Raw genomic sequence first — 25,607 nt, forward strand, 5'->3', positions numbered from 1 at the left:
CCTTTTCCGGATACTCTCAGCAGGTGGCGATCCGGAATTCACACTGCACCTTCTGCGGCGCCTCTTATGCGCTCGACCAGCCCTGGCCCCGCCTCTGCGCCGCCTGCGGCAACACCTCATACCTCAACCCGCTGCCGGTGGCCGTGATGGTCCTCCCGGTCGACGAGGGCCTCCTCGTCATCAGACGGGCGATCGAACCCCGGCTGGGGCGACTCGCCCTCCCCGGTGGCTTCATCGACATCGGCGAGTCCTGGCAGCACGCCGCGGCCCGCGAACTCTTCGAGGAGACCGGCATCAAGGTCTCCGCCGCCGACGTGACCCTGTTCGACGTGCTCAGCGCCCCCGACGGGACGGTTCTGATCTTCGGCCGCGCCCCGGCCGTCGCGAGCACCGACCTCCCGGTTTTCACCCCCACCCCGGAGACCTCGGAGTGGCTGATCGTGAAGGAACCACAAGAGTTGGCGTTCCCCCTGCACACGCAGGTCATGGCCGCCTACTTCGCCAAGACGTGACGTGTTCGCCGCCGACGACGTCGCCCGTGACTTCGGCACCTCGGGCGACGAACCTGGCACCGCGAGCGCGGCCGGCCTGCGCTGGCTAGCCGACGAGGTCGACGCGTCCCCGTCCGGCCCGTGGTCGGCGCATCTGGCCGCCGTGACGTGCGACGTCCCCCGGCTGCTCGACCTGCTCGACCACCCGTCGCCGGGCCTTCGGCGGATGGTGGGCTTCGCGCTCTCGTACGTGCCCGAGCCCGCCCTGGGCCCGGTGCTGCGCGACCACATGGAGCTCGAACCCGACATGGCCGCCGGCATAGCGACCCTGGTCGCGCTGTCCCGGCATCCGGCCCAGGTCCCTTTCGTACGGGGATATCTGCGCTCCGAGCACCCGGAGCTGCGGTTCGGGGCGGCGTTCGGGCTGCTGATCCGGGCCGGAGTGGCCGACGACGAGGTCGTGGGATCGCTGGCGCTGTGCGCCGACAACGGCGTGGCCGACTGCGCCGAGCGGGTGCCGTGGATGGACCCCGAATGGGACACGGTGACCGGCGTGGTGTGCGAGCGCCTGCGCTTCCAGCCGGAGGCGCTGGGACGGCTGCTGGCCATCCTCCTCAGCCGGAAACGCCCACCGGCGGCCTGCTGCTGGGAGGCGGCCGGGCTGGCCGCGCAGAGCGACCACGGCCGGCAACTCGGGCCGCTCGTGCTGGCGCTGACCGACCACCCGGATTTCAGCGTGCGGCAGGCGGCGCTGCGGAACATCGTGGCCTGGATCGACGAGCCCGGCTACATCGATCGGGTGGCCGAACTGGCCGACGACCCGGACCTGGGCGAGATCGCGATGTGCGTCCTGGTCAAGCAGGGCGACCCGCGCTGTGTGCCGGCGCTGCGGCGGATGATCGCCGGCCCGCTCGGCGGCTTCGTCAACGCGCCGCCCGACTGGATGGAGCAGAACGTCAGCCGCGACCTGGTGCTGCGCACGGCGGCGCCGTTCGCCGACGACCTGCTCCCGGCCGTGCGGGAGCGGCTGGAGGGCGACCTGACCCCTCACGAGGAGCGGGTGCTCGTCGAGGGCTTCGGCAAGACCGTGCTGACCAGGTGGCTGAAACGGCTGCGCGGCCCGGCCCGCGACCGCCTGCGGACGATGCTCATCTGAAAGACGTGGGTCATCCCGCGTCTGGGCGATGCCCGGTCAGTCGGGTTTGCAGGAGTCGGGGTTGGCCGTGCGGTCGTGGGCCTTGACCTCGTTGATGGCCCATTCGGCCCATTCCTGGTACATGCGGCTCGACCGGAGCCCCCATTCCAGGGCCAGGCGGCCGTAGACCGCGAAGTTGTCCGCGTAGGGCGCGATCGTCTCGTTCAGCTCCGCGAGACGGTCTGCTTCCTCCGCCGCCTCCTGTCGCTGTTCGCCCAGGTAGGCGATGGCGTCGTCCTCGGAGATCTGGCCGAAGAAGAAGACCCGCAGCAGCATGTCGTAGCGCCGGACCGGCACCGGTTTCACCTCGAGCAGCCAGTGGCGGAGTTCGGCGCGGCCGGTGTCGGTGACCGCGTACTCCTTCCGGCCGCGCGCGCCCTCCGACAGGACGACGATCAGTCCGGCATCCGCCAGGCGGCCCAGTTCGCCGTAGAGCTGGCTCTGGGTCGCGGGCCACACGTTGGCCAGTGACTCGTCGAAGAGTTTCAGCAGGTCATAGCCGCTTGCCGGCCCCTCGGAGAGGAGCCCGAGCAGGGCGTGGCGCAGGCTCATGGGCGGCACTCTACCTATAAGCATTGACATGTCACGAGTGGACGTTCTACTTTCGACATGTCACTGATGGAACGTCAGAGGAGCGCGCCATGGCGCAGAGCTACCTGCAAGGGCACCTCGCACCGGTCCCCGACGAGATCGAGGCATTCGACCTCCCCGTCACGGGCGCCCTGCCGCCCGAACTGACCGGCCGATACTTCCGCAACGGGCCCAACCCGCTGCCGGGGCAGGACCCCGGCCACTGGTTCCTCGGGGCCGGCATGATCCACGGCATCCGGCTCCGCGACGGGCGCGCGGAGTGGTACCGCAACCGCTGGGTGAAGACCACCCAGCTCACCGAAGGCGCCCAGCTCGTCGACGAGACCGGGAAGATCGACCTGTCCGCCGTCCCGGCGAACACCAGCGTCATCCGCCACGCCGACCGGATCTTCGCCCTGGTCGAGGCCGGCCTGCCCTACGAGATGAGCCCCGAACTCGACACGATCGGCCCGGCCGACTTCGGCGGCAAGCTGACGTCGGCGATGACGGCCCACCCGAAGGAAGACCCGGTCACCGGTGAGCTGTTCTCCTTCGGCTACGGCTTCTTCGCGCCCTTCCTGACCTACCACCGGTTCTCGAAGGACGGCATCCTGATCGAAAGCCGGGAGATCCCGGTCAAGGGGCCGACCATGATGCACGACTTCGCGATCACCGAGAACTACGTCGTCTGGCTCGACCTCCCGGTCGTGTTCGACCTCGACCTGGCCTTCACGGGCCAGGGCATGCCCTACCGCTGGGACGACCACTACGGCGCCCGCATCGGCTACATGCGCAAGTCGGGCGGCCCGGTGACCTGGGTCGACGTCGACCCCTGCTACGTCTTCCACGTCGGCAACGCCCGCGAGGACGAGGCCGGAAACATCGTGCTCGACGCCGTCCGCTACTCACCGGGCTCCTTCACCGGCATGTGGGGCCACATCAGCAGCTCGCCCATCCCCGCGAACGATGCGCTCGGCTCGTCCCTCCACCGCTGGACGATCTCGGGCACCACCGCCAAGGAGGAGCAACTCGACGACCGCCTCATCGAGTTCCCGACGATCAACGACGGCCACACGGGCCTCCCGGGCCGCTACGTCTACGCGGTGACCAGCGGCGAGATCGTCAAATACGACCTCACCTCCGGCGCCGTGCAGGACCACGAGGTAGCCGCCCCGGGCGAAGCGGTGTTCGTCCCCCGGGGGACGGCGGAGGACGACGGCTGGCTGGTCTCCGTCGTCGCGACCGAAAAGGGTTCTGACCTGCTGGTCCTCGACGCCCACGACCTCGGCCACGTGGCCTCCGTGCACCTGCCCCGACGGGTACCGCGCGGCTTCCACGGCCACTGGCTGGCCGACTGACGGCCCGGCCCCCCGTGATCCGGCGGACACTGGTGCGGCAGTGGCCCGGAACAGCCGAAACGGCTCCGGCCGGTGATGGCGTTGGAGAGTGGGCGGGAGCCGTAAAGAGAAAAAGGTTGGAAGACGCGGCTCTCGGCGGAGAGAAGCGTGCGCGAGTGTCGGCTAACTCTCCCGGCGGGCCTTCGCGCGGCGTTTGCCCTCGTGCATGGCCTGCACTCGGGCCACCGGGATCGTGTGGCCGTGTTCGATCAGTTCGACGGGCAAGGTCTGGGGCGCGGGCATCAGGGCCGCCCACAGGTCCTCGTCGGGGAGCGGGGTCTTGATGGTGAAGTCCGCAGGCGTGATCGACTCCAGGTCGTCCCAGGCCACGGGGTTGGAGATCGGCACCCCCGGCCTGATCCGGGGCGAGTAGGCCGCCACGATGGTCGCGCCGCCCGCGCGGGTCGAGTCGAGGAAGACCTTCCCCTCCCGGTCTTCCCGGATGAACGCCGTCGTCGCGATCTCGGGCCCCAGCTTCTCGGCCCGGACCGCCAGCGCCCGGGTCGCGGCGGCGACGTCCTCGAAGGGGAGCTTGTCGGCCAGGGGCACCAGGATGTGGACGCCCTTCGATCCGCTCGTCTTCACCGCTGCTTCGAGGCCCGTTTCGGTGAGCGCCTGACGTACCAGGAAAGCGGCCTTTATCACCACGTCGAAACCCGAGCCCTCCGGCGGGTCGAGGTCCAGGACCAGGTGGGTCTGGTGGATCTCGCCCGACGACCGGTAGAGCTGGGCGTGGTATTCGACGGCGCGCTGGTTGCCGAACCACAGCAAGGTGCGCTTGTCGTCGGCGACGGGGTAGTGCACCTCGCGCTTGGACGCCTCCGCCCAGATCTCCTCGGTCCTGATCCAGTCGGGGGCGTATTTGGGCAGGTTCTTCTGCATGAAGGGCGGCTGGCCGGGCCTGACCCGCATGACCGACAGCGGCCGGTCACGCAGGCCCGGCAGCATCCGCGCCGCCACGGCGTCGAGGTAGTCGATCAGGTCGCGCTTCGTCGCGTCAGCGCCGTCGAAGAGCTGAGCGTCGAGGTTGGTCAGCTCGACGCCGTCACGTTCTTCACCCTTGGCCATCCGTCAACACTAGGTCTTTGCGTGCGCCCGTTTCGAGCAGCACCTCCCGATAGTGGGTCATCAGTTCCCCGCACACGGTGTTCCAGGTGCGGTCCTCGACCGACGCGCGGGCCGCCTCGCCCATCTGCCGCCGCCTCTCGGGGTCGGCGGCCAGTTCCTCGACCGCGCCGCGCATCGCGGCGCGATCGTTGGCCGGATAGAGCAGTCCGGTACGACCGTCGCCGACCAGATCGAGCGGCCCGCCCGCGGCCGCCGCGACCACCGGGACTCCGGAGGCGAGGGCCTCCTGGACCGCTTGGGAGAACGTCTCGTTGCCGCCCGGGTGCACGAAGACGTCGAACGAGGCGACCAGTTCGTGCAGCTCGGAGCCGGTCTTGAGACCGGTGAAAACGGCTCGGGGGATGAGTTTGCCCAGGGCCTCCTTCGCCGGGCCTTCGCCGACGACCACGAGTTTCACGCCCGGGATGTCGGCAACGCCGGCCAGGAGGTGGACCCGCTTGTCGGCGGCGACCCGGCCGACGTAGCCGACGATGACCTCGCCGTCCGGCGCCAGTTCCCGGCGCAGGGCGTCGGAGCGGCGGCCCGGGTGGAAGCCGGTCAGGTCGACGCCGCGACCCCAGCGGGCCAGGCGTGGGATGCCGTTGGCGCGCAGCTCGTTCAGCGTCGCGCTGGAAGGGGCCAGGGTGCGGGCCGCCTTCTCGTGGATGGCGCGCAGGCGGCGCCAGATGAAGGGACCGGCGACGCGCAGCCCGTATTGGCGGGCGAACCCGACCAGGTCGGTCTGGAACACCGCGACGACGGGGATCCCCAAGCGGCTCGCGGCCCGGATCCCGGACGCGCCGAGGACCGCAGGGGACGCCAGATGGATGATGTCCGGCCGGAACCGCTGCAGCGTGCGCAGCACCAACCGGCTCGGCAGACCGGCGCGGAAGTCACGGTAGAAGGGCAGGGCGAGTGCCGGGGTCGCCACGACGGGGAACCCCGCGTAGCTGGCCGGCCCAGGGTCGGGAGCCATGACGATCGCCTCGTGGCCGTTGGCGGCGAGGTGGTCGAGGAGTCGGCAGACTGAGTTCGTTACCCCGTTGACCTGGGGCAGGAACGATTCGGAGATGACGGCGACCCTCATGTCGAGTGCACCTTCAGGAATCCGGCCACCGCAGCGGCCCAGCTGAATCGTTCGGCGCGTCGGCGCGCCTGTTCCCGGCGACCGTCGCGGCGGAGCAGATCCTGCACCGCGTCGGCGTACGCCCCGGGATGACCGAAGACAGATCTCCCCGCGGGACCGATGACCTCCCCGAGGGCGCTGCGCCGATCCGCCACCACCGGGGTCCCGGAGGCGAGCGCCTCCAGGGCGGCCAGGCCGAACGTCTCGGCGGGGCCCGGGGCGATGGCGATGTCGGCGGTCGCCAGCAGAGCGGCAAGACCGGCCCGATCGGTGAGGTGGCCGAGGAACCGGACCGGCAGACCTTCCGCCCGGCGTTCCAGCCGGACCCGCAATGGTCCCTCGCCCGCCACCGCGAGCACCGCGTTCACCCCGCGGCGCCGCAGCTCCGCGAGGGCGTCGACGGCCCGGTGGGGCTTCTTCTCGATCGACAGCCGCGAGCAGATGACCAGCAGCACCTCGTCGCGGCGTGCCAGCCGGTCGCGCGTGGCCTGGTCGAAGTTGTCGGGGGTGAACCGATCGAGGTCCACCCCAAGGGGGACATGGGTGACGTTCGGCGCCCCGATCCGGCGAAACTCGGCAGCCGCCCAGTTGGTCGTGCAGACGACGGTGTCGTACGACCGGGAGGAGGCCCTGTTCAGCGGATCGGCGAGCGGCGGCAGCAGCGCGGCCAGACTCTCGTGCGAGACCATGACCGACCCGACCCCGCGCTCACGCGCCCAGCGCCCGGTCCAGCGCAACGTCGACCGGTCGGAGACCTCGATCTGATCGGGCTTGATCTGTTCGAGCACACGCCGGACGGCCCCGCGCGCGGTGATGACGTGATAGCCGCCGGTCCCCGGCACGATCCGCCCGGGAAGGGTGATGACCAGCCCCGAATCCGACTCCCGGACGGAAGCGATCGCCCCGGGCACGATGAGGAACGGCTCGTGACCCGCGGCGGCGTACCCCGCCCCGAGCTCGGCCAGTGCGGTACGCAGCCCACCAGAGGTTGCCGTGACGAAGTTGGCGAGCCGCACGATCTTCACTGCTGGAGTGTGGCAACCGCGAGTAAATCACCCGAAAAGGGCGAATGACGGCAGCGAGGCTAAACGTTGGGTTTCTGCACCATGTTGTTCAGCGCCATGGCCAGATGCCTGATGTGATCATCGGTGAGCTGGTCAAGGGACATGCCGCCCGCCTCCAGCTTGTCGGTGAGCGTCTCCTTGGCGATCACGACCGTGGCGTGATGAACGTGAGCGTCGGCGACGACGAGAATGCGCCCTTCGTCCAGCACCAGCGTGGCGCCGGGGATCTGCGACTCGAGCAGGGCACGTATGTGATGGGGCTCAACCATGGCCATGATCCGATTTGTGCCCGGGGAAAAGGATCGGTGAACGCCGGGAGGCTTGCGAGCCGCTTTTCAGAGGTGGGTGGCCCGTTCGTACTTCAGGCGCTCAGCTCGTCGAGTTCTTCCTCCAGCGCGGAAAGATGGGCACGAAGCCCGTTGATCTCACCGGTGAGCTCCTCGGTCCGTAACCGGCGATAGAGGTCGGTACCCTCCTCGAAATGGCTGACGACGTCGATCCCGGCCCGGTCGCACCCGACTCGATCGATCAGCAGAGCACGCCCCAACTCGGTCGTCTGGTCGCCATGCCAGTAGCTATCCAGGCCCGCCGCCGCGAACACACCGCGTTCCTGAATGTCACGGGCCTGAGCCAGCCGCGACACGAGCAGCGCCCTTTCGCGCCCCAGTGATTCGTCCGAACCGGCCGCGCCGATATGACGGTCGAAGACCTGGATCTTCGCTGCCAGGCGGTCGGCGTACGCCGCCACCGACTCGGGCTCAGGCGCCAACTCGGGAGCCACGACCCAGTGGCTCCGCCCCCTCAACTCGAGGCGGAGGTGTCGTCCGACGGCGACGTCGATCTCTTCTTTGTAGACCCGGTGATAACGGCCGTCGGAATGCCGGACATCGCAATAGTAGGCCGCCTTGATCTTCGAATCGGGTATCGCCTCGTGAAATGACATACGGCGATCGCAGATTCCGCACCGAACGTTCACGCCGAGGTCCAGCGGCGGTGGATTCGCCTCGTCGAATGACCGAAGCGCGGCGACGGTCGATCGGTAGTCCTGCGCGCGGGTGCCGTACACCTCTTTCCACGCATCGTCATCCCCGGCGATCACCGTGACGATCAGAGCGAGCGCGTCATATCGAGTCGGCTCGCCGTACATCCATATGTCCTCCAACTCACCGCCGATCTCCCTCCGACCGTGGGCAGAATCCGCATGGCAGCGGAAACGCATTTTCAGCGTCCGGGTATCGATGAGGAGATCGGCGTCGGCGCCGCACTCATCGCGCCCGGCGCACGTCGTCGTGACGGTCAGCTCACGCGCCGGCTCGTCCCTCAGCCGCAGGCGTTCTTCGTCGACCCGCCAGGACCATTCATCGAGGACATTCCCCGCCCGCTTGTCCACAGCATCGGCGGAACGCCTTCGGGCGGCGGCCGCACGCTCGGATTCCCGCTGCCGCCGCGCCTCCTCCTCACGCCCGGGCAGAAGCGTGGCCAGCCGTTGTGCGACCGCGGCCTGATCGGGAGTCGGCTCGACCAGATCGCCCCCGCCACACATGCGGCAGGCACGAATGTGGTGACCCTGAAGCCGGAACTCGCCGATACCGACCGTTCCGCCGCCCGCGGATTTGCCTCGCCGCCGACAGGTCGGACTATGCGCGCGGCCACTCCGATTGACCTCGAAGGTGATGAGGACCTCCGCTAAGGATCCGAGCTCGTCAGAGTTCAGAAGCGGGGAAAGCAGAACGCTGACGGCACTCTCGCTCATCGGGGGACATGCCTCTCGACGGATACGGTCCTCCAACGTACTTCTGGAAGAACGGCCACGATTCGAGAATCGCCGGTATTTCAGCGCGGGCCGAGACGCGAGAGTTACGCATTTCCGGAATCCCCAGGAATCAACGGCGAGAGGCACCTCCCCGGAAGGCGCCCCATGCCCAAGGCGCCTCCCGGGTCCGGCACCAGCATCCCGTCAGGCCGCGACGGGCATTGCCCTGCCCGTCCAGGCCGTTGACATCACGGGTAGTTGACGACCGCGCTGGTGCCGAAGCTTCCGACAGCCGGGGTTCCGGCGTCGTTGATGGTGCGATCGCTGCCACCGCTTCCGTCCAGGTTCCGGGCGGCGGAGTGTTCTGGTCGTGCACGAACACATGCGGGCCGAAGTCGGGATGGCCGTCGTTGTGACCGTTGCCCGGCATCGGGACGGCCGGCCCGGAAACCACCAGAGCGAACCGACGGGATGAGGGTGAGAGCTCTCTCTCACGGTCATGCCTCGGGTCGCGCTCATCAACCTGCCTATCGATTGACTAGAGGCTTGACATGCCCGAAAACCAAGAGAGCGCTCCCTTGCTTGCGAGCACTTATCTCAAGCCTTGGACAAAGTGATGACTCGTTTCTACTTGGTTGCGCGCCGCCGCGCTAGAGCCGTCTCACCCTTCCTCCCCACCAGACCTGTCTGCGGTATGACCACCGCCGGCGCCCCCGGCATCGCGACCTGCGCGAGCTGGATTCAACACCGCTCCGCGGCGAGTTCACCCGCCGCATCCGTCTGGCCGAGAAGACGGCGGCCCGGGTGTCCGGCCCGGTCCAGGTGACGGCCATCATCAGCGCCTCCTCACAGGGGTTCACGGCGAACGCCAGCACCTCCACCGCCGAACAAATTATTTGCCTTGACAGGAAAAGTTGTCGGTGAGAGGCTTCGGGAGAACCGACTTCAAGGAGCAGAAAATGCGGAAGATCATCTCGGGCCTCTTCATCTCTCTGGACGGCGTCGTCGAGGCCCCCGACCAGTGGCACTTCCCCTACTTCAACGACGAGATGGGCGAGGCCGTGGGCAGCACGGTGGCGAACGCCGACGCGGTGCTCTTCGGGCGCAAGACGTTCACCGACTTCCAGAGCTACTGGCCCAGCCAGGGCCCGGAGGTGCCGTTCTCCAGCTTCATCAACAACGTCAAGAAGTACGTCGTCTCCACGACCCTGACCGAGACGACCTGGGCAGACTCCTCGATCATCTCCGGCGACGTGGCCGCCCAGATCCGCGACCTGAAGTCGTCCGAGGGGAACGACATCTCGATCACCGGCAGCGGAACCCTGGTGATGTGGCTGCTGCGACAGGGCCTGCTCGACGAGTTGCGCCTACTGGTCCACCCGATCATCGTCGGCGAGGGAAAGCAGCGCCTGTGGGACGACGAGGAGCGACTGGGCCTGGAACTGGTCGACCTGAAGGTCTTCAAGAACGGCGTGACCCACCAGATCTACGCCAAGGCCGACATCCCGGAGAGCACGATCACGTTCTGAGAGGGTCCGCCGTCACGAGGCCCTGCCGAGACTTGGGCTGGATCATCATGCGATAACCAGCCCACGGTCTCCGGGCCCGACCATCGCAGACGCGACTCCGCATCGAAGGTCGAGGCGATTACACCCCGGCTGATCAGCGTGTCGAACAGTCACCCGCGCCTTCATGCCATGCCCCCATGGACCCACGACCAGCCGAAGAAGCAGGTGGCGGTGCGGTTGACGGTGTCGGCGGAGGCCGAGGTGCCGGCGGAGCGGTTGTTCGCGGTGATGACCGATTGGCCGCGCGACGGGCACCCCACCAATTCACCAAGGTGCTCGCCAAGCGCGAATGGGGTGCGGCCTCACATGGCCTGACCTGGACCTCCCTCACCGCCTGCCGCTGCGCTTCGGCACCGCCGTGAACACTGTGAACGCGGCCACCGAAAGACTCGGCCACTTCCCCGGCACCCCGGAATCTCTGACGTCGGTACTGTCCGAGGGGTAACACCTGACCGCGCAGGCGACCGACAGTCGTCGTGCACCAGGATGGGCAAGCGATAGCCACGATCCTCACGACCTATGGCGGCATCCGTGCCCAGGGCGTGAACGCGCCAGACACGGCACCCTGGAGTCGGCGCTGACAAACGTCCACCCCGCCGGAGCAGATCCCGCCGGACAACGGCGACCGGATCGTGCGCGTGGACCTGCGTACCCTCAACGTCGGCCCACAGACGACGGGCGCCCTTCCTCTCGCGACAAGCCGTTTAGGGATGCCGAGAACCAACGACCGTGCCAGCCTGGCGATTTCTCCTCAAATGGGGATTCCGTAAGGTTCAACGTTCCTGCCCAGACCATGGCGGTACCTCACCCGAGGGCGCTTGCGATGCCCCCAGCGGATCTGAAGCACAACCTGAGTCCAGAAGCGACCCGGACGCAGCCCGGCCCAAACTTCACCGACTGCGGCCTGCGAGGCCATGGGTCAGGCGCGGATCTGAAGAGCGACGTGAGTCCGCCCACGCCGGCGTGCCGCGCCACCGCTGCTCGACCTCCCCGGCGTGGCCTTCCGGCCGGAACTCACCGAATACCTCTATGGAAGCGACCTGGCGGCGGCACCGGCCCCGAGCCAAGGACACCGCTGCCAGGCCACGTCTCCTACGCCGGTAAGAGCGTCTGGTTGCCGAAGTTGCCCGGCAGCCGTTCGTCGGCCGGCCCCTGCGTCACCGCGCGGACCAGCAGCTCACCTCCCACGAACGCCCCCCGCCACGACTGCCCGAACCCGCCGAACAGCTCCTCCCGGTCTCCCCGAGACCGAGGCACGTTGTGCCCGACCTTGAAGGCCCGGACCTCGGAGGCGAGCCGCGAAGCGGTGCGGGTGTCGTCGCACGAGATGGTCGCCACCAGGGCCCCGTTGCTGGCGTTCATCGCCGCCAGCAGTTCGGCCTCGGTGTCGACGAGCACCACTGTGTCGACGGGCCCGAACGGCTCCGCGTGGAACAACGGCGACGAGCGGGGCGGCGCGAGGATCGCCACCGGCGCCAAGTAGGCCGAGATGTCCTGCCCTGGCAGGAACCGCCCGTCATCCAACGCCCCCCGGAACAGTGGTACTCCGCCCTTCGAGACGGCCTCGTCGACCTGGTCGGTCAGGTCTTTCACCTTGGCGTTGTTGATCAGTGGCCCGAAGTCGAGTTCCGGCAGCGGATCGTCGGCCGACTCCACGGCGAGCGGATGCCCGAACCGCACCCCCTGCACCGCCGGCAGGTAGGCGGCCAGGAACTCGCTGAACGCCGACCGCTGCACCACGAACCGCGGATAGGCCGTGCAACGCTGCTTGCCGTAGTCGTAGGTCTTGCGGATCTGACCGGTCAACGTGGTCCAGTCGCTGTACTCCCAGACCCCCCAGGCGTTGAGGCCCTCCTGTTCGAGGATGTGCCGCCGCCCGAGATCGGCCAGCGACGTGGCCACCTGGCCGCCGGTGTCGCGCCCACCGACGAAGGACACACAGCCGATCTCCTGACCGCGCACCAGCACCCGCGACAGCTCCGACCCGCTCCCCGAGACGAGAGTCAGCGGCAGTCCCTCGCGGACCGCGAGGGCGGTCGCCAGGGTCAGGCAGGACAGACCGCCGTCGGTGGGGGTCTTGGCGATGGCCCCGTTACCCGCCAGGACCTGTACCAACATGGCGTGCATGAGCACGCTCATCGGATAGTTCCAGCTGGCGATGTTGGACACCGGACCAGCCAGCGGAACACGGCCATCGGTCATCCGGGCGATTTCGCCGACGTACCAGCGCACGCCCTCGATGCAGCGATCCACGTCGGCGGTCGCGAGTTTCCACGGCTTACCGATCTCCCAGACCAGCAGGAGCGACAGCAGATCGCGGTGGGCCTCCATCGCGTCGAGGGCGGCACTGACCCGTGCGGCACGTTCGGCCACGGGGGTGTGCCGCCAGCGACGGTGTTCGTCGACCGCCCCGTGGACGGCCCGCGCCGCCGCCGATCGGTCGAGGCGGGGCGGCCCGGCGATGGACGTGCCGTCAATGGGGGTGACGGCGGGAGTGGTGCGGCCGTCACGGTGCCAGATGCCTCCCCAGTGGTTGAGCACCCGGTCGTCGTTGAAGGCCTCGGGAGCGAGGTTGACACAACGGCCGTAGGCGTCGGACCAGGCCGTGCCCGGCTTGAGTATGAGCGGCATGTCTGTCGTCCTCTCAGTCGGACCGGCAGGCGCCGGGCTTGCAGATGAGGGCCATGACCGCGACCCCGTCAGTGGAACCGGCACGTGCCGACGCGAGGACGCGGGGAACGCCGGTCGTCCCGTCGTTCGAGCCGATGGCTGCAGGCATGAAGGGAAGCGTCATGACTGTCGACCCCCAGCCAGACCAGCGAGTCGCGGCGCGAGCCTGAACGGCAGCACCGTCATCGCCTCAGACCGACCGGCGGGTCGCGATGCGAGCGAGAGTGGCATGTCTCAGCGCCTCTCAGTCGGACCAGTCGATGTCTTCGGCCAGCACGGGCAAGGGCTCGAACTCCTTGATGGCGTCGAGTGACGGGCCCATGGCGGCGTTGGCCTCGCGTTCGACCATGATCTCGACCAGGACCGGAACCCGCTTCTCGTGGGCTTCGGCGGTGGCCCATTCGAGGGCGCCCCGGATGTCGCCGGGTTCCTCGATCCGGCGGGCCGGGCAGCCGAAGGCCTCCATGGCCTTCACGTGGTCGATGCCGCCCTCGCCGTAGTGGAGGTCGACGGCGAAGTTCATGTCGTAGGGGATCTCGGCCTGCCGGATCAGCCCCAGGTATTCGTTGTTGACCATGACGATGACGAACGGGATCTGGTACTGGGCCGCGACCGCGACCTCCTCCATCAGGAACTGGAAGGAGTAGTCACCGACGACCACCACGACCTCGCGGTCGGGATAGGCCGCCTTGACCCCCATCGCCGCCGGGACCTCCCAGCCCAGCGGCCCGGCCTGGCCGCAGACGAGGTAGCGGCGTGGCAGGTAGGTCTTCTGGAACTGGCCCGACCAGATCTGGTAGAGCCCGATGGCGGTCACGAACGTCGTGTCGGGGCCGTAGAAGTCGTTGAGCTCCCGGTAGACGCGCGGCGGCTTGATCGGCACGTCGTCGAAGTCGTCGCGGCGCGGCAGGGTGCGCCGCAGCTCGCCGACCCGGTGGGACCACGCGGACTCGCGCCTGGGGTTGCCGCGCTTCTGCGCCTCGCCGGCCATCGCCGCCAGCGTCGGCCGGGCGTGCCCGACAACCCCGAGGTCGGGCTCGAAGACCCGGCCGAGCTGCGTCGGCTCGATGTCGACGTGGATGAACTGGCGGCCCTTGCGGTAGACGTCGAGGTCACCGGTGTGCCGGTCGCCGAAGCGGGCGCCGACGGCCAGGATTAGGTCGCTCTCGAGGAACGCCGCGTTGCCCCACCGGGTCTGGGTCTGGATGCCGGCCATGCCGGCGAACAGCGGATGGTCTTCGGGGAAGGCGCCCTTGCCCATCAGCGTCACCTGGACCGGCACCTGCAGGTGCTCGGCCAGCGCCCGCAGTTCGGTCGAGGCGTCGGCGATGACGACGCCGCCGCCCGCGAGGATCAGCGGGCGCTCGGCGGCAGACAGCATGTCGACCGCCGCCTGGACGGCTCTCGGTAAGGGCTGCGGCACGTCGACCGGCAGCGGCGCGTCGAGCTCTGGGTCATAAAGACAGGTCCCGCGCTGGACGTCGATGGGCAGGTCGATGAGCACCGGCCCCGGCCGCCCCGACCGGGCGACGCGGAAGGCCTCACGGAACACCCAGGCCGCCTGCGCGGGCTCCTTGAGCTGCACCGCCCACTTGGTCACCGGCTTGGCGATCTCGACGATGTCGACCGCCTGGAACGACTCCTGGTGGAGCTTGCTCCGCGCCGCCTGACCGGTGATGCAGATCATCGGGATCGAGTCGGCCAGCGCCGTGTAGAGCCCGGTGATCATGTTGGTGCCGGCCGGCCCCGAGGTACCGATGCAGACGCCGACGTTTCCGGTGACGCGGGCCCAGCCGTCGGCGGCGTGGGTTCCGCCCTCCTCGTGGCGGACGGTGATGTGCTTGATCGAGCTGTGCTGCAGGGCCGCGTAGAGCGGCAGGATCGCCGCGCCCGGGATGCCGAAGACGGTGTCGACGCCTTCGCTCTCCAGCACCGCGACGGCCGCCTCCATGCAGGGGATCCGCTTCACGAATTGATCCTTTCGATCACTTTCAGCAGGGCGGAGTGGTCGAGCGAGCCGTGGCCCTGGGCCTTGGCCGCCGCGATGAGCTGGGCGACCAGTGCGGTGACGGGCAGCGCGATCCCGGCCTCGCGGGCGGCGGCGGTGGCGATGCCCATGTCTTTGTGGTGCAGGTCGATGCGGAAGCCCGGCTGGAAGCTGCGCTCGACCATGGAGTGGCGCTTGAGCTCCAGGATCCGCGACCCGGCGAGGCCTCCGGCGAGGACGTCGAGGCCGCCCTTGGGGTCGACGCCGGACGCCTCCAGCAGCACGATCGCCTCGGCGACCAGGGCGTAGATGCCGCCGACGACGAGCTGGTTGGCGGCCTTCACGGTCTGCCCGGCCCCGGGAGGCCCGACGTGGACGATCGTGGTGCCGAGCACCCGGAGGATCTCCCGGGCCGACTCGACGTCTTCGGCCCGCCCGCCGATCATGATCGACAGGGTGCCGTCGACGGCGCCCTTCTCCCCGCCGCTGACCGGCGCGTCGATGGCGTGGACGCCCTTCACCGCCGCCGCCTGCGCCACCCGCCGGGACGTCTCGGGCTTGATGGTGCTCATGTCGATCAGGAGCAGCCCGGCGGGGGCGTATTCGAGGATGCCGCCTTCGCCGAAGACGACCTCTTCGACCTGTGGTGAGTCGGGCAGCATGGTGATCACTACATGGGCCTGCGCGACCGCCTCGCCGAGGCTCGCCGCGGCCTTGCCGCCGAGCTCGGCCAGTTCGTCGAGCCGGGTGGTGCTGACGTCGTAGCCGACCACCGTGTGCCCGGCCCGGACGAGGTTCGCGGCCATGGGCGTGCCCATGATGCCGAGCCCGATGAAGCCGATGTTCATCCGTTCCTCCAGGCGAAGCTGTCGGCGCTCGGGCCGACCGGACGGTATTCCAGGCCCACGTGGCCGTCGTAGCCGGTGGCGGCCAGCCGCTCGAAGATCCGGTCGTAGGGCATGGCGCCGGTGCCCGGCTGGCCCCGCCCCGGATCGTCGGCGATCTGCACGTGACCGAACCGCTCCCAGTGACGGCCGATCAGTTCGAGGACGTCTTCTCCCATGCGGTGCAGGTGGTAGAGGTCGGCAAGGAACCCGATGTTGGCCACGCCGACCTGGTCGAGCAGCCGGAACGCCTCCTCAGAGGAGACGATCGGATAGGCCGGGCTCTCATAGGAGTTGAGCGCCTCCACCAGCACCACCGCCCCCGCCTGGTCGGCGACCTCGGCGGCGTAGAGCAGGTTCTCCACCGCGATCGCCCAGTGAGCCTCCGGCGACACCTCGGGCTCGGCGTTGCCGTAGAGCGCGTTCAGACGCCGGCACCCGAGCGACTCGGCTAGCCCGGCCGCGACCCCCACGTTGGCCCGGAACCGCGCCGACCCGCTCGGCGACGAGACCAGCCCCCGGTCGCCCCCGGCCATGTTCCCGGCGTCGAAGTTGAGCCCGACGAGCCGCACCCCGGCGTCATCGATGGCCGTCCGCAGCCGGTCGAGCTCCAGCTCGGACGGCTGCGGACCGTCGAAGGGCCACCACAACTCGACGGCGTCGAACCCGGCCTTCGCGGCCGCCTCGAACCGCTCCAGCAGCGGCAGCTCGGTGAACAGAATCGACAGGTTGACGTCGAACCGAAGCTCGCTCATGCCGCCTCCAGAAGAGCCCGCATGAGCCGGGCCGTCTCGCTGGGGGTGCGGCCGACGCTGACGCCGACCTTCTCCAGGGCCTCTTTCTTGGCCTGGGCGGTGCCGGCCGAGCCGGAGATGATCGCGCCCGCGTGGCCCATCGTCTTGCCCTCGGGCGCGGTGAACCCGGCGACGTAGGCGACGACCGGCTTGGTGACGTGTTTCTCGATGTAGGCGGCGGCCCGTTCCTCGGCGTCGCCGCCGATCTCGCCGATCATGACGATCGCGTCGGTGTCGGGGTCATCTTGGAACGCCTGGAGGCAGTCGATGTGGGTGGTGCCGATGACGGGATCGCCGCCGATTCCCACAGCTGTGGAGAACCCGATGTCCCGCAGCTCGTACATCAACTGATAGGTCAGGGTGCCCGATTTGGACACCAGGCCGATGCGCCCGGGAGCGGTGATGTCTGCCGGGATGATCCCCGCGTTGGAGGCGCCGGGTGTGATCAGCCCGGGGCAGTTGGGCCCGACGATCCGGGTCGCGCTCTCCTTGGCCAGGGACAGGAACTCGAGACTGTCGTGGACGGGCACGCCTTCGGTGATCACCACGCACAGCCCGATCCCGGCGTCGACCGCCTCCAGGACGGCGCCCTTGGTGAACCGGGGCGGCACGAACACCACGGAGACGTCGGCGTGGGTGGTGTCCATCGCCTCGGCGACCGACGAGAACACGGGGATGCCCTGGTGAACCAGGCCGCCCTTGCCCGGGGTCACCCCGGCCACGACGTTGGTGCCCGCGGCGATCATGCGGGCGGTGTGTCTGCCACCTTCGGAGCCGGTCATGCCCTGCACGACGACGCGGCTGTCCTTGTTCAGGAAGATCGACATTCTGGGGGTCTCCTCACGCGGCCGCGTTGGCCAGCCTGGCCGCCTCTTCGGCGGCGCCGTCCATGGTCGGGACCTGCCGGACGGCGGGGTGCGCTGCCTGATCGAGGATCCGGCGGCCCGCCTCGGCGTTGTTGCCGTCGAGCCGCACCACGATCGGGTGGGTCGCACCCTGCTCGCCGAGCGTGGCGAGGGCGGCCACGATGCCGTCGGCCACCGCGTCGCAGGCGGTGATGCCGCCGAACACGTTGACCAGCACCGATTTCACGTCGGGGTCGGACAGGATGACGCCGAGGCCGTCGGCCATGACCTGGGCGGAGGCGCCGCCGCCGATGTCGAGGAAGTTGGCGGGCCGGGCGCCGGCCTGCGCGACGACGTCGAGGGTGCTCATGACGAGCCCCGCGCCGTTGCCGATCACGCCGACGGAACCGTCGAGCTTGACGTAGTTGAGCCCTTTGGCCTTGGCCCGGCTCTCGAGGTCGTCGCCGCCCTGGGCGACGTCGGCGGGCCGTTCATGCCGGTAGTCGGCGTTCTCGTCGAGCGTCACCTTCCCGTCGAGGGCGAGCACCCGGCCGTCGGCGGTGCGGGCGAGCGGGTTGACCTCGACGAGCACGGCGTCTTCGCCGGCCATGACCTTCCATAAGCCGACGAGGATGTCGACGGCCTCTTCGGCGATGTCGGACGGCAGCCCGGCCTCGGTGACGATGAACGCCGCCGTCTCGTGGTCGACCCCGCGCAGCGGATCGATCGGCACCTTGAGCAGCGCACCCGGGTCGGTGACGGCCAGCTCCTCGATCTCCATGCCGCCCGAGGCCGAGCACATCGCCAGGAAGGCCCCGGCGGCGCGATCGACCAGGAAGGCCGCGTAATACTCCTCGACCGGTACGTTCGCCACCTCGACCAGAACACTCCGGGTCACGTGACCCTTGATGTCCATCCCGAGGATCGCGCGGGCGGCGTCTTCCGCCGCGGCCGGGCCGGGAGCGGGCTTGATGCCGCCGGCTTTGCCGCGACCGCCCGTCTTCACCTGGGCCTTGACCACGACCGGCCCGGCCAGCTCGGCGGCTATGGCGCGCGCCTCCTCAGGCGTCGCCGCCACCGCCCCCTCGGGGACGGGGACGCCGTAGCGCGCGAACAGCTCCTTCGCCTGGTGCTCGAACAGGTCCACAGGGCCTCCTTCAACGCATCTTGTAGACGGTATACCGTATGGAACGAGCGTCGTAAAGTCCTCTCGACAGGAGGTGGGGTTTCGGGATATCCCATACGGTATGCAGGATACATTGGAAGTCAGAGACTGGCGCGGGCGTCTCTACCAGGTGGGCCCGGCGGCCCCACAACTCATCGGCCGCCCCAGGTCGGCGATGCTCTGGCCCGCCATGGCCGCCATGGCGGCGGTCGGCCCGATGCAATACGGCTACGCCGCCCTCGCCCCGTCCATCGCCCGCGCCCACGGCACCTCGGCCGCCGAGGTCCTGCTCCCCCTGGCGGTCTGGCTGACCTGTCAGGCCGCCGTCGCGCTGCCCGCCACCCGCCTGCTCTCGCGCGGGGTCGTCGGCGTCCGCGTCGCCCTCTGGCTCGGCGCCCTGCTCTGCGCCCTCGCCATCCCCTCGCTGGCCGCTCCCGGCGTGCCTCTGCTGGTGGGTTACGGCCTGCTGGGCGGCACCGGCGCAGGCCTCGTGTACGCCGCCTGCACCGAGACCCTCGCCCGCTGGTATCCCGAACGACCAGGTGTGCGGGTTGCCTTCGTGACCGGCGCATACTCGTGCAGCGCCCTGCCGTTGATGCTCGACCTGCGCTTATGGCCCGTCATGGCCGGCTTCGGCCTGGCCGCGATCGCCTGGGCCGCGGCGGTCCTGCGCACACCGCCGGCGAACTGGTGGCCGCCGGAGATCGACCCGCGCGAGTGGGCCCTCGACCGGCGGGTCCTGCACCGCCAGCCCCGCGCCGCCCGTCAGTTCTCCCTGGGTGAGGCCGCCCGCACCCCGACGCTGGTCGTCCTGACCGTGATCCTCATCGGCGCCGGCGCCGTCGCGATCTTCGACGTCATCGCCCTGGCCTTCCTGGGCCCCGAGCCCCCGTGGGCCGCACTGGCCGTCCTCCTGGCCCTCACCGGCGCGAGCCGCTCGGCGGCCGTCCCTCTGGCGGAGCGCTTCGGCCGGGTGAAGGTCCTCGCCCTGGCCCTGGCCCTGCTGACGATCGCGCAGGGCATGCTGGCGGGGGCCGCCGCAGTGGCCGCGGCCGACACGGTCGCACTGGCGGCCGCGATCCCGGCCGGGCTGGGCGGCGGAGCCATCTATCCGCTCATCGCCGCGCTGGTGCGGGAGTATTTCGGCGAAGATCGTGTCCACGGAATCCACGGCCTGGTCTACACGGCCAAGGCCGTCGCGGGCCCCGCCGGAGTAGGCCTGGCGATCCTGGCCTTGCCCGCCCTGGCGACCAACACCGGGGCGCCCGTCTTCGTGGCGGCCATGATCCTCGCCGCCGCCACCGCGCTGCTCTGCGCCACCCTGCGCCGCCCGGGAGTTCCCGCCACTCTTCCCGCGCCGCCGCCGGGTGCCGTCAAAGTGGGCAGGCTGATGTGAGCGATGTCACGGCCAGCGATAATGTCAGGAATGTATGCTGTAGGCAGTCGACGACAAACATTTTAGTGGTCGTTTCCAGGAGTTGAGAAAACCCGATGCTGGCCAACCAGGGCTCCACCGCGAAGATCGTTCGTCCCACAACCCTGCGGGAGAGCGTGTTGGAGAGGATCCTCGAGCTCATCATCATCGGCAGCCTGAAGCCGGGTCAGCACCTTGTCGAGAATGAACTCGCCGACAACCTCGGCGTCTCCCGCCAGCCGGTCAGGGAGGCCCTCCAGCTGCTGAGCGGCGAAGGCTGGGTCGACCTGCGTCCCGGCCACGGCGCCTATGTCCACGCCCCCACGGTCGAGGAGGCCGATCAACTCCTCGCCGTCCGCACACTCTTGGAAGCCGAGTCGGCCCGCCTGGCCGCCCGCAACACCGATAAGAGGGACATCTCAGCGCTGCGCGACATCTGCATGCGCGGCTTGGCCGCCTGCCTGGCCGACGACGTCGACGCCGCCGTCGTCGCCAACAGCGAGCTGCACACCGCGGTGGTGAACATGTCGGGCAACCGCGTCCTGGCCGATCTGACCTCCCAGGTGGCCCGCCGGGTGCGCTGGTACCACACCCCCGTGGCCCGCCACCGGGGCAAGGCGTCGTGGGAGGAGCACGCGGCCCTGATCGACGCGATCGAGTCGGGCGAAGAAGACGTCGCCGCCGACATCATGCGCCGCCACACCGAACACACGCGTCAGTCCTACCTGGAGTCCCGCGCCCAGCACCCGGAGGAGGAGCCCCCGGCCCCCATCCGCCGTCGCCGACCACGCGCCGTATCCAGCTGAACCGGCGTCGGCGAGCCAGGCCCCTGGGCCATCGCCCACACGCCGGCCGGTTGAACCGACGCCCAGCGCGCCGACCCCATCGCCACACGCCGCGCATGTGTCCAGGTGAACCGACGCTCATCACACCAGCGCCATCGCCGCTCATGTATCAGCTGAACCGACGCTCAGCGCCCCCACCCACCTCGCCGCACACCGCGCATGAATCCAGCTGAACCGACGCTCAGCGCCAGGAAGGAATGGTCGCCCACTAGCGCAGCCGTTCACTCCGGGTCGTTCATCACCGAAATACGGACCACTGGGCATGAGCACCGCGGAACAATGCCCAGCGAACCCTTCTGGCGAAACGGCGTGCCGCTCGGCCGAAGGCCTCAAGGCTCGATGCGATCGACGCCGGAGGCCTGGCAGCGAGGGGCGATGGATATCGGCCTCCTCCGGCCGGTCACCCCATCGTGATATCGATCTAGCCGTCTAATTCAGATGTGTCATTTCTGCATGCCTGAACACGAGCAGCTCGAACGAAGCCGCCGCGGAAATATCACCGAGCCCCCTGGTGTTTCCACGCCCGAAACCCTGACCTAATAACCGACTGGAAAACTCGGAAGAGGCTTATCCAAACGGAAAGCCCCGACAGATTTCCACACGAACACACGACATCGCCAAGCACGACGTCGTCGATCATCGGTTCCAGCACCACTGGCGGCCCACGCCGCGAATGGCCCCGCCGATCGTCTCTGACCCGCCGGCCACCCCATGGCCGGCGCCCTGGATTTCCCGGGACCTTCCCGGGTAGTTGAGGTAGTTCGCGAAGGAGGTGTATTCGCAATGAAGTCGTTCCTCAAGAAGTTGCGCGCTTTCGAGGGCCCGCTGGGCGCCTCGGCCGACGGCCGTCCGATCGGGCTGGGCCTCGCCACCGCACTCCGGAAGGCGCGTTCCGCCGAAGGCGTCGAGAGCCACGTCAGCCAGTGGGCCACCGAGCCCGTCAAGGCCGAACAGCGCTGACCGCCGCATGCCACCCGGCGTCGGACTCAGCGTGCACTCCAGCACGGAGTCCGACGTCATCGTGGCGGCATCGAGGCGACGAATCGGGGCCGGCACCACGTGCCGACATCGTGGCGGCGCAAATCGGAGCCGGCGCCTGGCGACATCGTGGCGGCGACAACCAACACGTGTCGATCAGGCGAACACAAACCCGGCCCCAGAAGGCCGGAGCCGACGGTGCAAGAGCCCCATGACGGCCGCGTCGAGACCTTCCCCGCAACCAGCCAGGCCCGGTGAACGCGAAGCTCCACCAGTCGCGTCAGGGTCGCTTCCACGTCGCGCCTTCTTCGATCTGAGCCGAGTTGATCGGCAGTGCCAACAGCGAGAAAGGCCCGTTCGGCGGACTCGAAACCAAACGTCGTTTCGATCTGACCGCACTCGACATCGGTCGGGCCCAGCCTGCTCCCGTATGCACCGGCAGAGCCGGCCGGTGAGCGGCTCCCGGCCAAGCCGGACGCCATCAGGCCGGAACATGCCGCTGGCCTTCACGCGCCCGGGAACGGACCACGACGGCCCCCGTGAGGCGGAGCCCACGGAGGCCGGTGAACGGGGTCAGCTGTCGATGTCGGCCTTCCGGCGGTCTTCCTCGCCCGCGTCGTCTTTGGGGGCGGGAGGAGGCGTGGCGGCGGCGCGGCGGTCGTCCATGCGGGTCTTGATCAGGCTCGCGATGGTGGTGATGACCAGGGTGCCGAGGATCACGCCGAGGCTGACCGAGATCGGGATCTCGGGCGCCCACGAGACGCCGTCGTGGTGCAGCGCCTCCATGATCAGTTTCACGCCGATGAAGGCGAGCACGACCGACAGGCCCTTGCTCAGGTAGACGAGCCGGTCGAGCAGGCCGCCGATCAGGAAGAACAGTTGCCGCAGGCCCATCAGCGCGAACGCGTTGGCGGTGAACACGATGTAGGGCTCACGGGTCAGGCCGAAGATGGCGGGGATCGAGTCGAGGGCGAACAGCAGGTCGGTGGTGCCGATGGCGACCATGACGATCAGCATCGGGGTCACCACGCGGCGGCCGTTGATGCGGGCGGTCATCTGGGCGCCCTGGTATTTGTCCGTCGAGGGCAGGATGCGGCGGACCGTGCGCAGGGCGATGTTCTCGGAGAATTCGGCCTCGTCTTCCTCGTGGCCGACGAGTTTCCAGGCCGTGTAGATCAGGAAGGCGCCGAAGATATAGAAGAGCCAGTCGAACCGGGAGATCGCGCCGGCGCCGGCGGCGATGAAGGCGCCGCGCATGACCAGGGCGATGACGATGCCGATCAGCAGGACCTTCTGGCGATACTGCCGCGGCACCTGGAAGCGGCTCATGATGATCAAGAAGACGAACAGGTTGTCGACGCTCAGGGAGTATTCGGTGATCCATCCGGCGAAGAACTCTCCGCCGTGGTCACCGCCCCACAGGATCCAGAGGCCGACTCCGAACGCGGCGGCCAGGCCCACGTAGAAGACGACCCAGCCCACGCATTCGCGGAAAGAGGGTTCATGGGGGTTGCGTGCGACCAGCCAGAAGTCGAACGCCAGCACCAGGGCGAATCCCGCGACCGTGGCCAGCCAGACCCAGGCGGGAAGGTTCATCGGACTCCTTTCGTCTGGCCTTTGCCGTGGGCTCTTCGGCCACGGCTGAGGGCCTCGGCGTGCTCGATGTAGCGCTGCAGCACAGTGCGCGCCACCGCGTTGCGGGGAGCCAGTTGGACGAGCCAGTGTGGCATCAGCCGTTCGTGCAGCCAGACGAATCCGATCGCGAATCCGAGGCTGACCAGCGCCTGATACGCCAGGAAGCCGGCCACCCCGCCCGCCAGTAGCACCCGGCCGTCGAGGATAAGGCCCGTGCTCACCTGCTGGGTCAACCGGGCCAGGGGGAAGCCGATCAGCCAGAACAGACCGGCGGGGGCGAACAGGCCCGGCCGGAACGGTCCGGGCAGGCCCATCAGCGAGCTGTAGAGGCCGCCGAGCAGGGCGAGCGGGAGGGCGAGCGTGAGCGCCGCGACGGCTGCCCAGCCAGCGGGCTGACCCGATAAGAGGGTCAGCCCGCCGGCCATGGCGCCGCCGACGGCCCCGATCGCGACGCCGGGGAGGGCGAGCTCCCCGGCCTGCCGGATGGAGTGTCCGTCGGGCGCCATGTCAGCCGACCACGACGCCGTAGGCGAACAGGCTGTAGAGCAGCATGCCGAGGTAGAAGACCGCCCCGAAGCCGATGATCAGGTTCGTCCACCACTTGGGGCGGATCGGTTTCGGCAGCATGCGGTTGTTCACCAGCAGCAATGTCACGCAGTAGGCGCCCATGGCGAATGTCGACAGGAACGCCAGCGTGTCGAGGATGCCGCTCGGCCCGTCGGCCGGCCCGAACAGCAGGATGCCGATGCCGAACGCGATGACGCCCCACAGGAAGGCCGCGTAGAGATGCGACATGCGCCACTTCTTGGCGCCCTTCACGAAGTGGTAGGTCATGTCGGCCTGGCCGCGCGAGAACGAGTCGAACAGGCCGAGGGTCGCGTTGAGACCGATGAGCGAGATGAAGCCGAGGAAGATGACGCCCAGGACCGAACTGCCCGCCGAGGCGAACGAGTCGGCCATGGCCGACAGGGCGGCCTCGCGCTCACCACTCGCGATGATCTCCCTGACGCCCGGTGTCTGCCGGGCCGCCGCCTGCGCGATCACCGTGAACGAGATGGTGACCAGCATGGTGATGCCCCAGAAGAGCAGGAGCGCGTCGAAGGTGACCCAGCGGCGCCAGCCGCGCCACTTCTTCATCTCCTCGGGGTTGTCGGTGTCGAACATGAAGCCCCGCGCCGGCATGGCTTCTTCTTCGCCGGCGTGACGCAGGCCACGGATCTGCGGGATGTGCGCGCCCATGCCGGCGCCGGAGTCACGCAGGTGCAGGGTGTACCACATCTGCTGCATTCCGGACGGACCGGCGAACGCGATCGAACCCACGATCACCGGGAACCACGCGGCCGTCATGGCCCCGTCGGGGATGTAGCCGATGGCGAACATGCCGGCGACGGTGCTGACGACGTCGTCCCAGGTGCCGACCATCGCGGCGACGATGGCGGTGCCGATGACCAGGGCGCCGATCAGGATCGACAGCAAGGTCTCCAGCAGGCTGTAGATGACCTTGGCGAGGCTGAACACCACCCCGACCAGGATCAGTCCGCTTACCGCGGTCACCGTCCATGGAATGCCGGTGATCTCCTCCAAGGCCGCCGCACCCGCCGACAGGTGGCCTGGCCAGATGTAGACGGCTATGGCGACGACGAAGAAGAACCACATCAGCGGCTTGAAGACACGGGCCGCGCCGAAGAAGATGCTCTCTCCGGTCGCCATGGCGTAGCGGGCCATCTCGAGCATGACGACGGCCTGCAGGGTGACGCCGACGAGGAACAGCCACCGGATCTCCGGCCCGAACAGCAGCACCAGCCGGGGCCACATGTACGACTCGCCCATGCCCACGCCGAGCGCCACGAGGAACACGGTGGGCCCGAGGATGTGCACCGACGGGGGCGCGTCGGGCAGGGTGCGGATGGGCATCGGCTCAAGCTTGCCCGCCCGCCACACTCGTTCTTCTTGTCCTGCGTTGGCAGCCGTGGGTTCGGTCGCCGGTGTACTTGACGTGTCCACGTATGGACCTCCTCGGGAGTTGATTGGTCCCGCCTGTCCCCGATTCGCCCCCCTCTTGGGTCTCCGGCCCTGGTCACCGGAGCGTCGCGCGCCGGCCCGCCGTGCTCAGGTTCGG

At 68.9% G+C, this 25,607-nt stretch carries 23 protein-coding genes; 7 read left to right on the forward strand and 16 right to left on the reverse strand.

Annotation, left to right across the window (positions count from 1 at the left end; translation table 11 throughout):
• The first annotated feature begins 23 nt into the window (after positions 1-23).
• Together AW272_RS17545 and AW272_RS17550 are read left to right on the forward strand one after the other, a co-directional pair.
• Positions 24-512 carry an NUDIX domain-containing protein gene (locus AW272_RS17545; protein WP_157518608.1) on the forward strand — a complete coding sequence of 163 codons (489 nt, stop codon included), beginning with the start codon at positions 24-26 and terminating at the stop codon, positions 510-512.
• 1 nt (position 513) lies between these two features.
• Positions 514-1,647, forward strand: a complete 1,134-nt coding sequence (locus tag AW272_RS17550) for a hypothetical protein (protein WP_066366148.1) — start codon at positions 514-516, stop codon at positions 1,645-1,647.
• Positions 1,648-1,683: 36 nt separating this feature from the next.
• On the opposite strand, the gene AW272_RS17555 is transcribed toward AW272_RS17550, so the two are convergent.
• Positions 1,684-2,238, reverse strand: a complete 555-nt coding sequence (locus AW272_RS17555) for a PadR family transcriptional regulator (RefSeq protein WP_066366149.1) — start codon at positions 2,236-2,238, stop codon at positions 1,684-1,686.
• Positions 2,239-2,327: 89 nt separating this feature from the next.
• On the opposite strand from AW272_RS17555, the gene AW272_RS17560 reads away from it, so the two are divergent.
• On the forward strand, positions 2,328-3,614 hold the full coding sequence (locus AW272_RS17560; protein WP_066366152.1) for a carotenoid oxygenase family protein: 1,287 nt from the start codon (positions 2,328-2,330) through the stop codon (positions 3,612-3,614).
• A 162-nt stretch (positions 3,615-3,776) separates the two neighbouring features.
• On the opposite strand, the gene AW272_RS17565 is transcribed toward AW272_RS17560, so the two are convergent.
• The 5 genes from AW272_RS17565 to AW272_RS17585 all read right to left on the reverse strand — a co-directional run bounded on the left by AW272_RS17565 (position 3,777) and on the right by AW272_RS17585 (position 8,703).
• Positions 3,777-4,721, reverse strand: coding sequence for a DNA polymerase domain-containing protein (locus AW272_RS17565; RefSeq protein WP_066366154.1), 945 nt, complete (start codon positions 4,719-4,721; stop codon positions 3,777-3,779).
• On the reverse strand, positions 4,708-5,847 hold the full coding sequence (locus tag AW272_RS17570; protein WP_066366157.1) for a glycosyltransferase family 4 protein: 1,140 nt from the start codon (positions 5,845-5,847) through the stop codon (positions 4,708-4,710). Before AW272_RS17570 ends, AW272_RS17565 begins: the two co-directional genes overlap by 14 nt.
• The gene (locus tag AW272_RS17575) at positions 5,844-6,911 is read right to left on the reverse strand and encodes a glycosyltransferase (RefSeq protein WP_066366159.1); all 1,068 of its coding nucleotides are present in this window, start codon (positions 6,909-6,911) and stop codon (positions 5,844-5,846) included. The genes AW272_RS17570 and AW272_RS17575 overlap by 4 nt, the downstream gene beginning before the upstream one ends.
• A gap of 59 nt (positions 6,912-6,970) precedes the next feature.
• Positions 6,971-7,225 (reverse strand): hypothetical protein, encoded by a 255-nt coding sequence (locus AW272_RS17580; RefSeq protein WP_157518609.1) that lies wholly within the window; start codon positions 7,223-7,225, stop codon positions 6,971-6,973.
• 86 nt (positions 7,226-7,311) lie between these two features.
• Entirely contained in the window at positions 7,312-8,703 is a 1,392-nt protein-coding gene (locus AW272_RS17585) for a recombinase zinc ribbon domain-containing protein (protein ID WP_066366163.1), read from the reverse strand.
• 959 nt (positions 8,704-9,662) lie between these two features.
• On the opposite strand from AW272_RS17585, the gene AW272_RS17590 reads away from it, so the two are divergent.
• On the forward strand, positions 9,663-10,232 hold the full coding sequence (locus tag AW272_RS17590) for a dihydrofolate reductase family protein (RefSeq protein ID WP_066366826.1): 570 nt from the start codon (positions 9,663-9,665) through the stop codon (positions 10,230-10,232).
• 1,131 nt (positions 10,233-11,363) lie between these two features.
• Here the strand turns inward: AW272_RS17590 and AW272_RS17595 are convergent.
• The 7 genes from AW272_RS17595 to sucC form a co-directional block, all read right to left on the reverse strand.
• The gene (locus AW272_RS17595; protein ID WP_066366164.1) at positions 11,364-12,902 is read right to left on the reverse strand and encodes an aldehyde dehydrogenase family protein; all 1,539 of its coding nucleotides are present in this window, start codon (positions 12,900-12,902) and stop codon (positions 11,364-11,366) included.
• A gap of 13 nt (positions 12,903-12,915) precedes the next feature.
• Complete coding sequence (locus tag AW272_RS45600) at positions 12,916-13,050, reverse strand: hypothetical protein (protein ID WP_275527301.1); 135 nt, start codon at positions 13,048-13,050, stop codon at positions 12,916-12,918.
• 135 nt (positions 13,051-13,185) lie between these two features.
• A complete protein-coding gene (gene gcl / locus AW272_RS17600; RefSeq protein ID WP_066366828.1) occupies positions 13,186-14,892 on the reverse strand; it encodes a glyoxylate carboligase in 1,707 nt (568 codons plus the stop codon).
• A 14-nt stretch (positions 14,893-14,906) separates the two neighbouring features.
• Entirely contained in the window at positions 14,907-15,776 is an 870-nt protein-coding gene (locus tag AW272_RS17605; protein ID WP_066366166.1) for a 2-hydroxy-3-oxopropionate reductase, read from the reverse strand.
• Positions 15,773-16,567, reverse strand: a complete 795-nt coding sequence (locus AW272_RS17610; RefSeq protein ID WP_066366177.1) for a hydroxypyruvate isomerase family protein — start codon at positions 16,565-16,567, stop codon at positions 15,773-15,775. The genes AW272_RS17605 and AW272_RS17610 overlap by 4 nt, the downstream gene beginning before the upstream one ends.
• Positions 16,564-17,433, reverse strand: a complete 870-nt coding sequence (gene sucD / locus AW272_RS17615) for a succinate--CoA ligase subunit alpha (RefSeq protein ID WP_066366179.1) — start codon at positions 17,431-17,433, stop codon at positions 16,564-16,566. Before sucD ends, AW272_RS17610 begins: the two co-directional genes overlap by 4 nt.
• A gap of 13 nt (positions 17,434-17,446) precedes the next feature.
• Positions 17,447-18,598: an ADP-forming succinate--CoA ligase subunit beta gene (gene sucC / locus AW272_RS17620; protein ID WP_066366181.1), complete on the reverse strand. Its 1,152-nt coding sequence runs from the start codon at positions 18,596-18,598 to the stop codon at positions 17,447-17,449.
• Positions 18,599-18,698: 100 nt separating this feature from the next.
• On the opposite strand from sucC, the gene AW272_RS17625 reads away from it, so the two are divergent.
• The 3 genes from AW272_RS17625 to AW272_RS42100 all read left to right on the forward strand — a co-directional run bounded on the left by AW272_RS17625 (position 18,699) and on the right by AW272_RS42100 (position 21,835).
• On the forward strand, positions 18,699-20,012 hold the full coding sequence (locus AW272_RS17625; RefSeq protein WP_157518610.1) for an MFS transporter: 1,314 nt from the start codon (positions 18,699-18,701) through the stop codon (positions 20,010-20,012).
• Between the two features lie 95 nt (positions 20,013-20,107).
• On the forward strand, positions 20,108-20,836 hold the full coding sequence (locus AW272_RS17630; protein ID WP_066366192.1) for a GntR family transcriptional regulator: 729 nt from the start codon (positions 20,108-20,110) through the stop codon (positions 20,834-20,836).
• Between the two features lie 822 nt (positions 20,837-21,658).
• Positions 21,659-21,835 (forward strand): hypothetical protein, encoded by a 177-nt coding sequence (locus tag AW272_RS42100; protein WP_157518611.1) that lies wholly within the window; start codon positions 21,659-21,661, stop codon positions 21,833-21,835.
• A gap of 591 nt (positions 21,836-22,426) precedes the next feature.
• On the opposite strand, the gene AW272_RS17635 is transcribed toward AW272_RS42100, so the two are convergent.
• Genes AW272_RS17635 through AW272_RS17645 form a run of 3 tightly spaced genes read right to left on the reverse strand, consistent with a single transcriptional unit; the run spans position 22,427 to position 25,402 of the window.
• A complete protein-coding gene (locus AW272_RS17635) occupies positions 22,427-23,449 on the reverse strand; it encodes a TerC family protein (RefSeq protein WP_066366193.1) in 1,023 nt (340 codons plus the stop codon).
• Positions 23,446-23,994 (reverse strand): hypothetical protein, encoded by a 549-nt coding sequence (locus AW272_RS17640; protein ID WP_066366194.1) that lies wholly within the window; start codon positions 23,992-23,994, stop codon positions 23,446-23,448. Before AW272_RS17640 ends, AW272_RS17635 begins: the two co-directional genes overlap by 4 nt.
• 1 nt (position 23,995) lies before the next feature.
• Positions 23,996-25,402 (reverse strand): Nramp family divalent metal transporter, encoded by a 1,407-nt coding sequence (locus tag AW272_RS17645; protein WP_157518612.1) that lies wholly within the window; start codon positions 25,400-25,402, stop codon positions 23,996-23,998.
• Positions 25,403-25,607 lie beyond the last annotated feature (205 nt).

Origin of the sequence: Herbidospora mongoliensis (genome assembly GCF_001570545.1) — a bacterium.
Classification (GTDB): Bacteria; Actinomycetota; Actinomycetes; order Streptosporangiales; family Streptosporangiaceae; genus Herbidospora; species Herbidospora mongoliensis.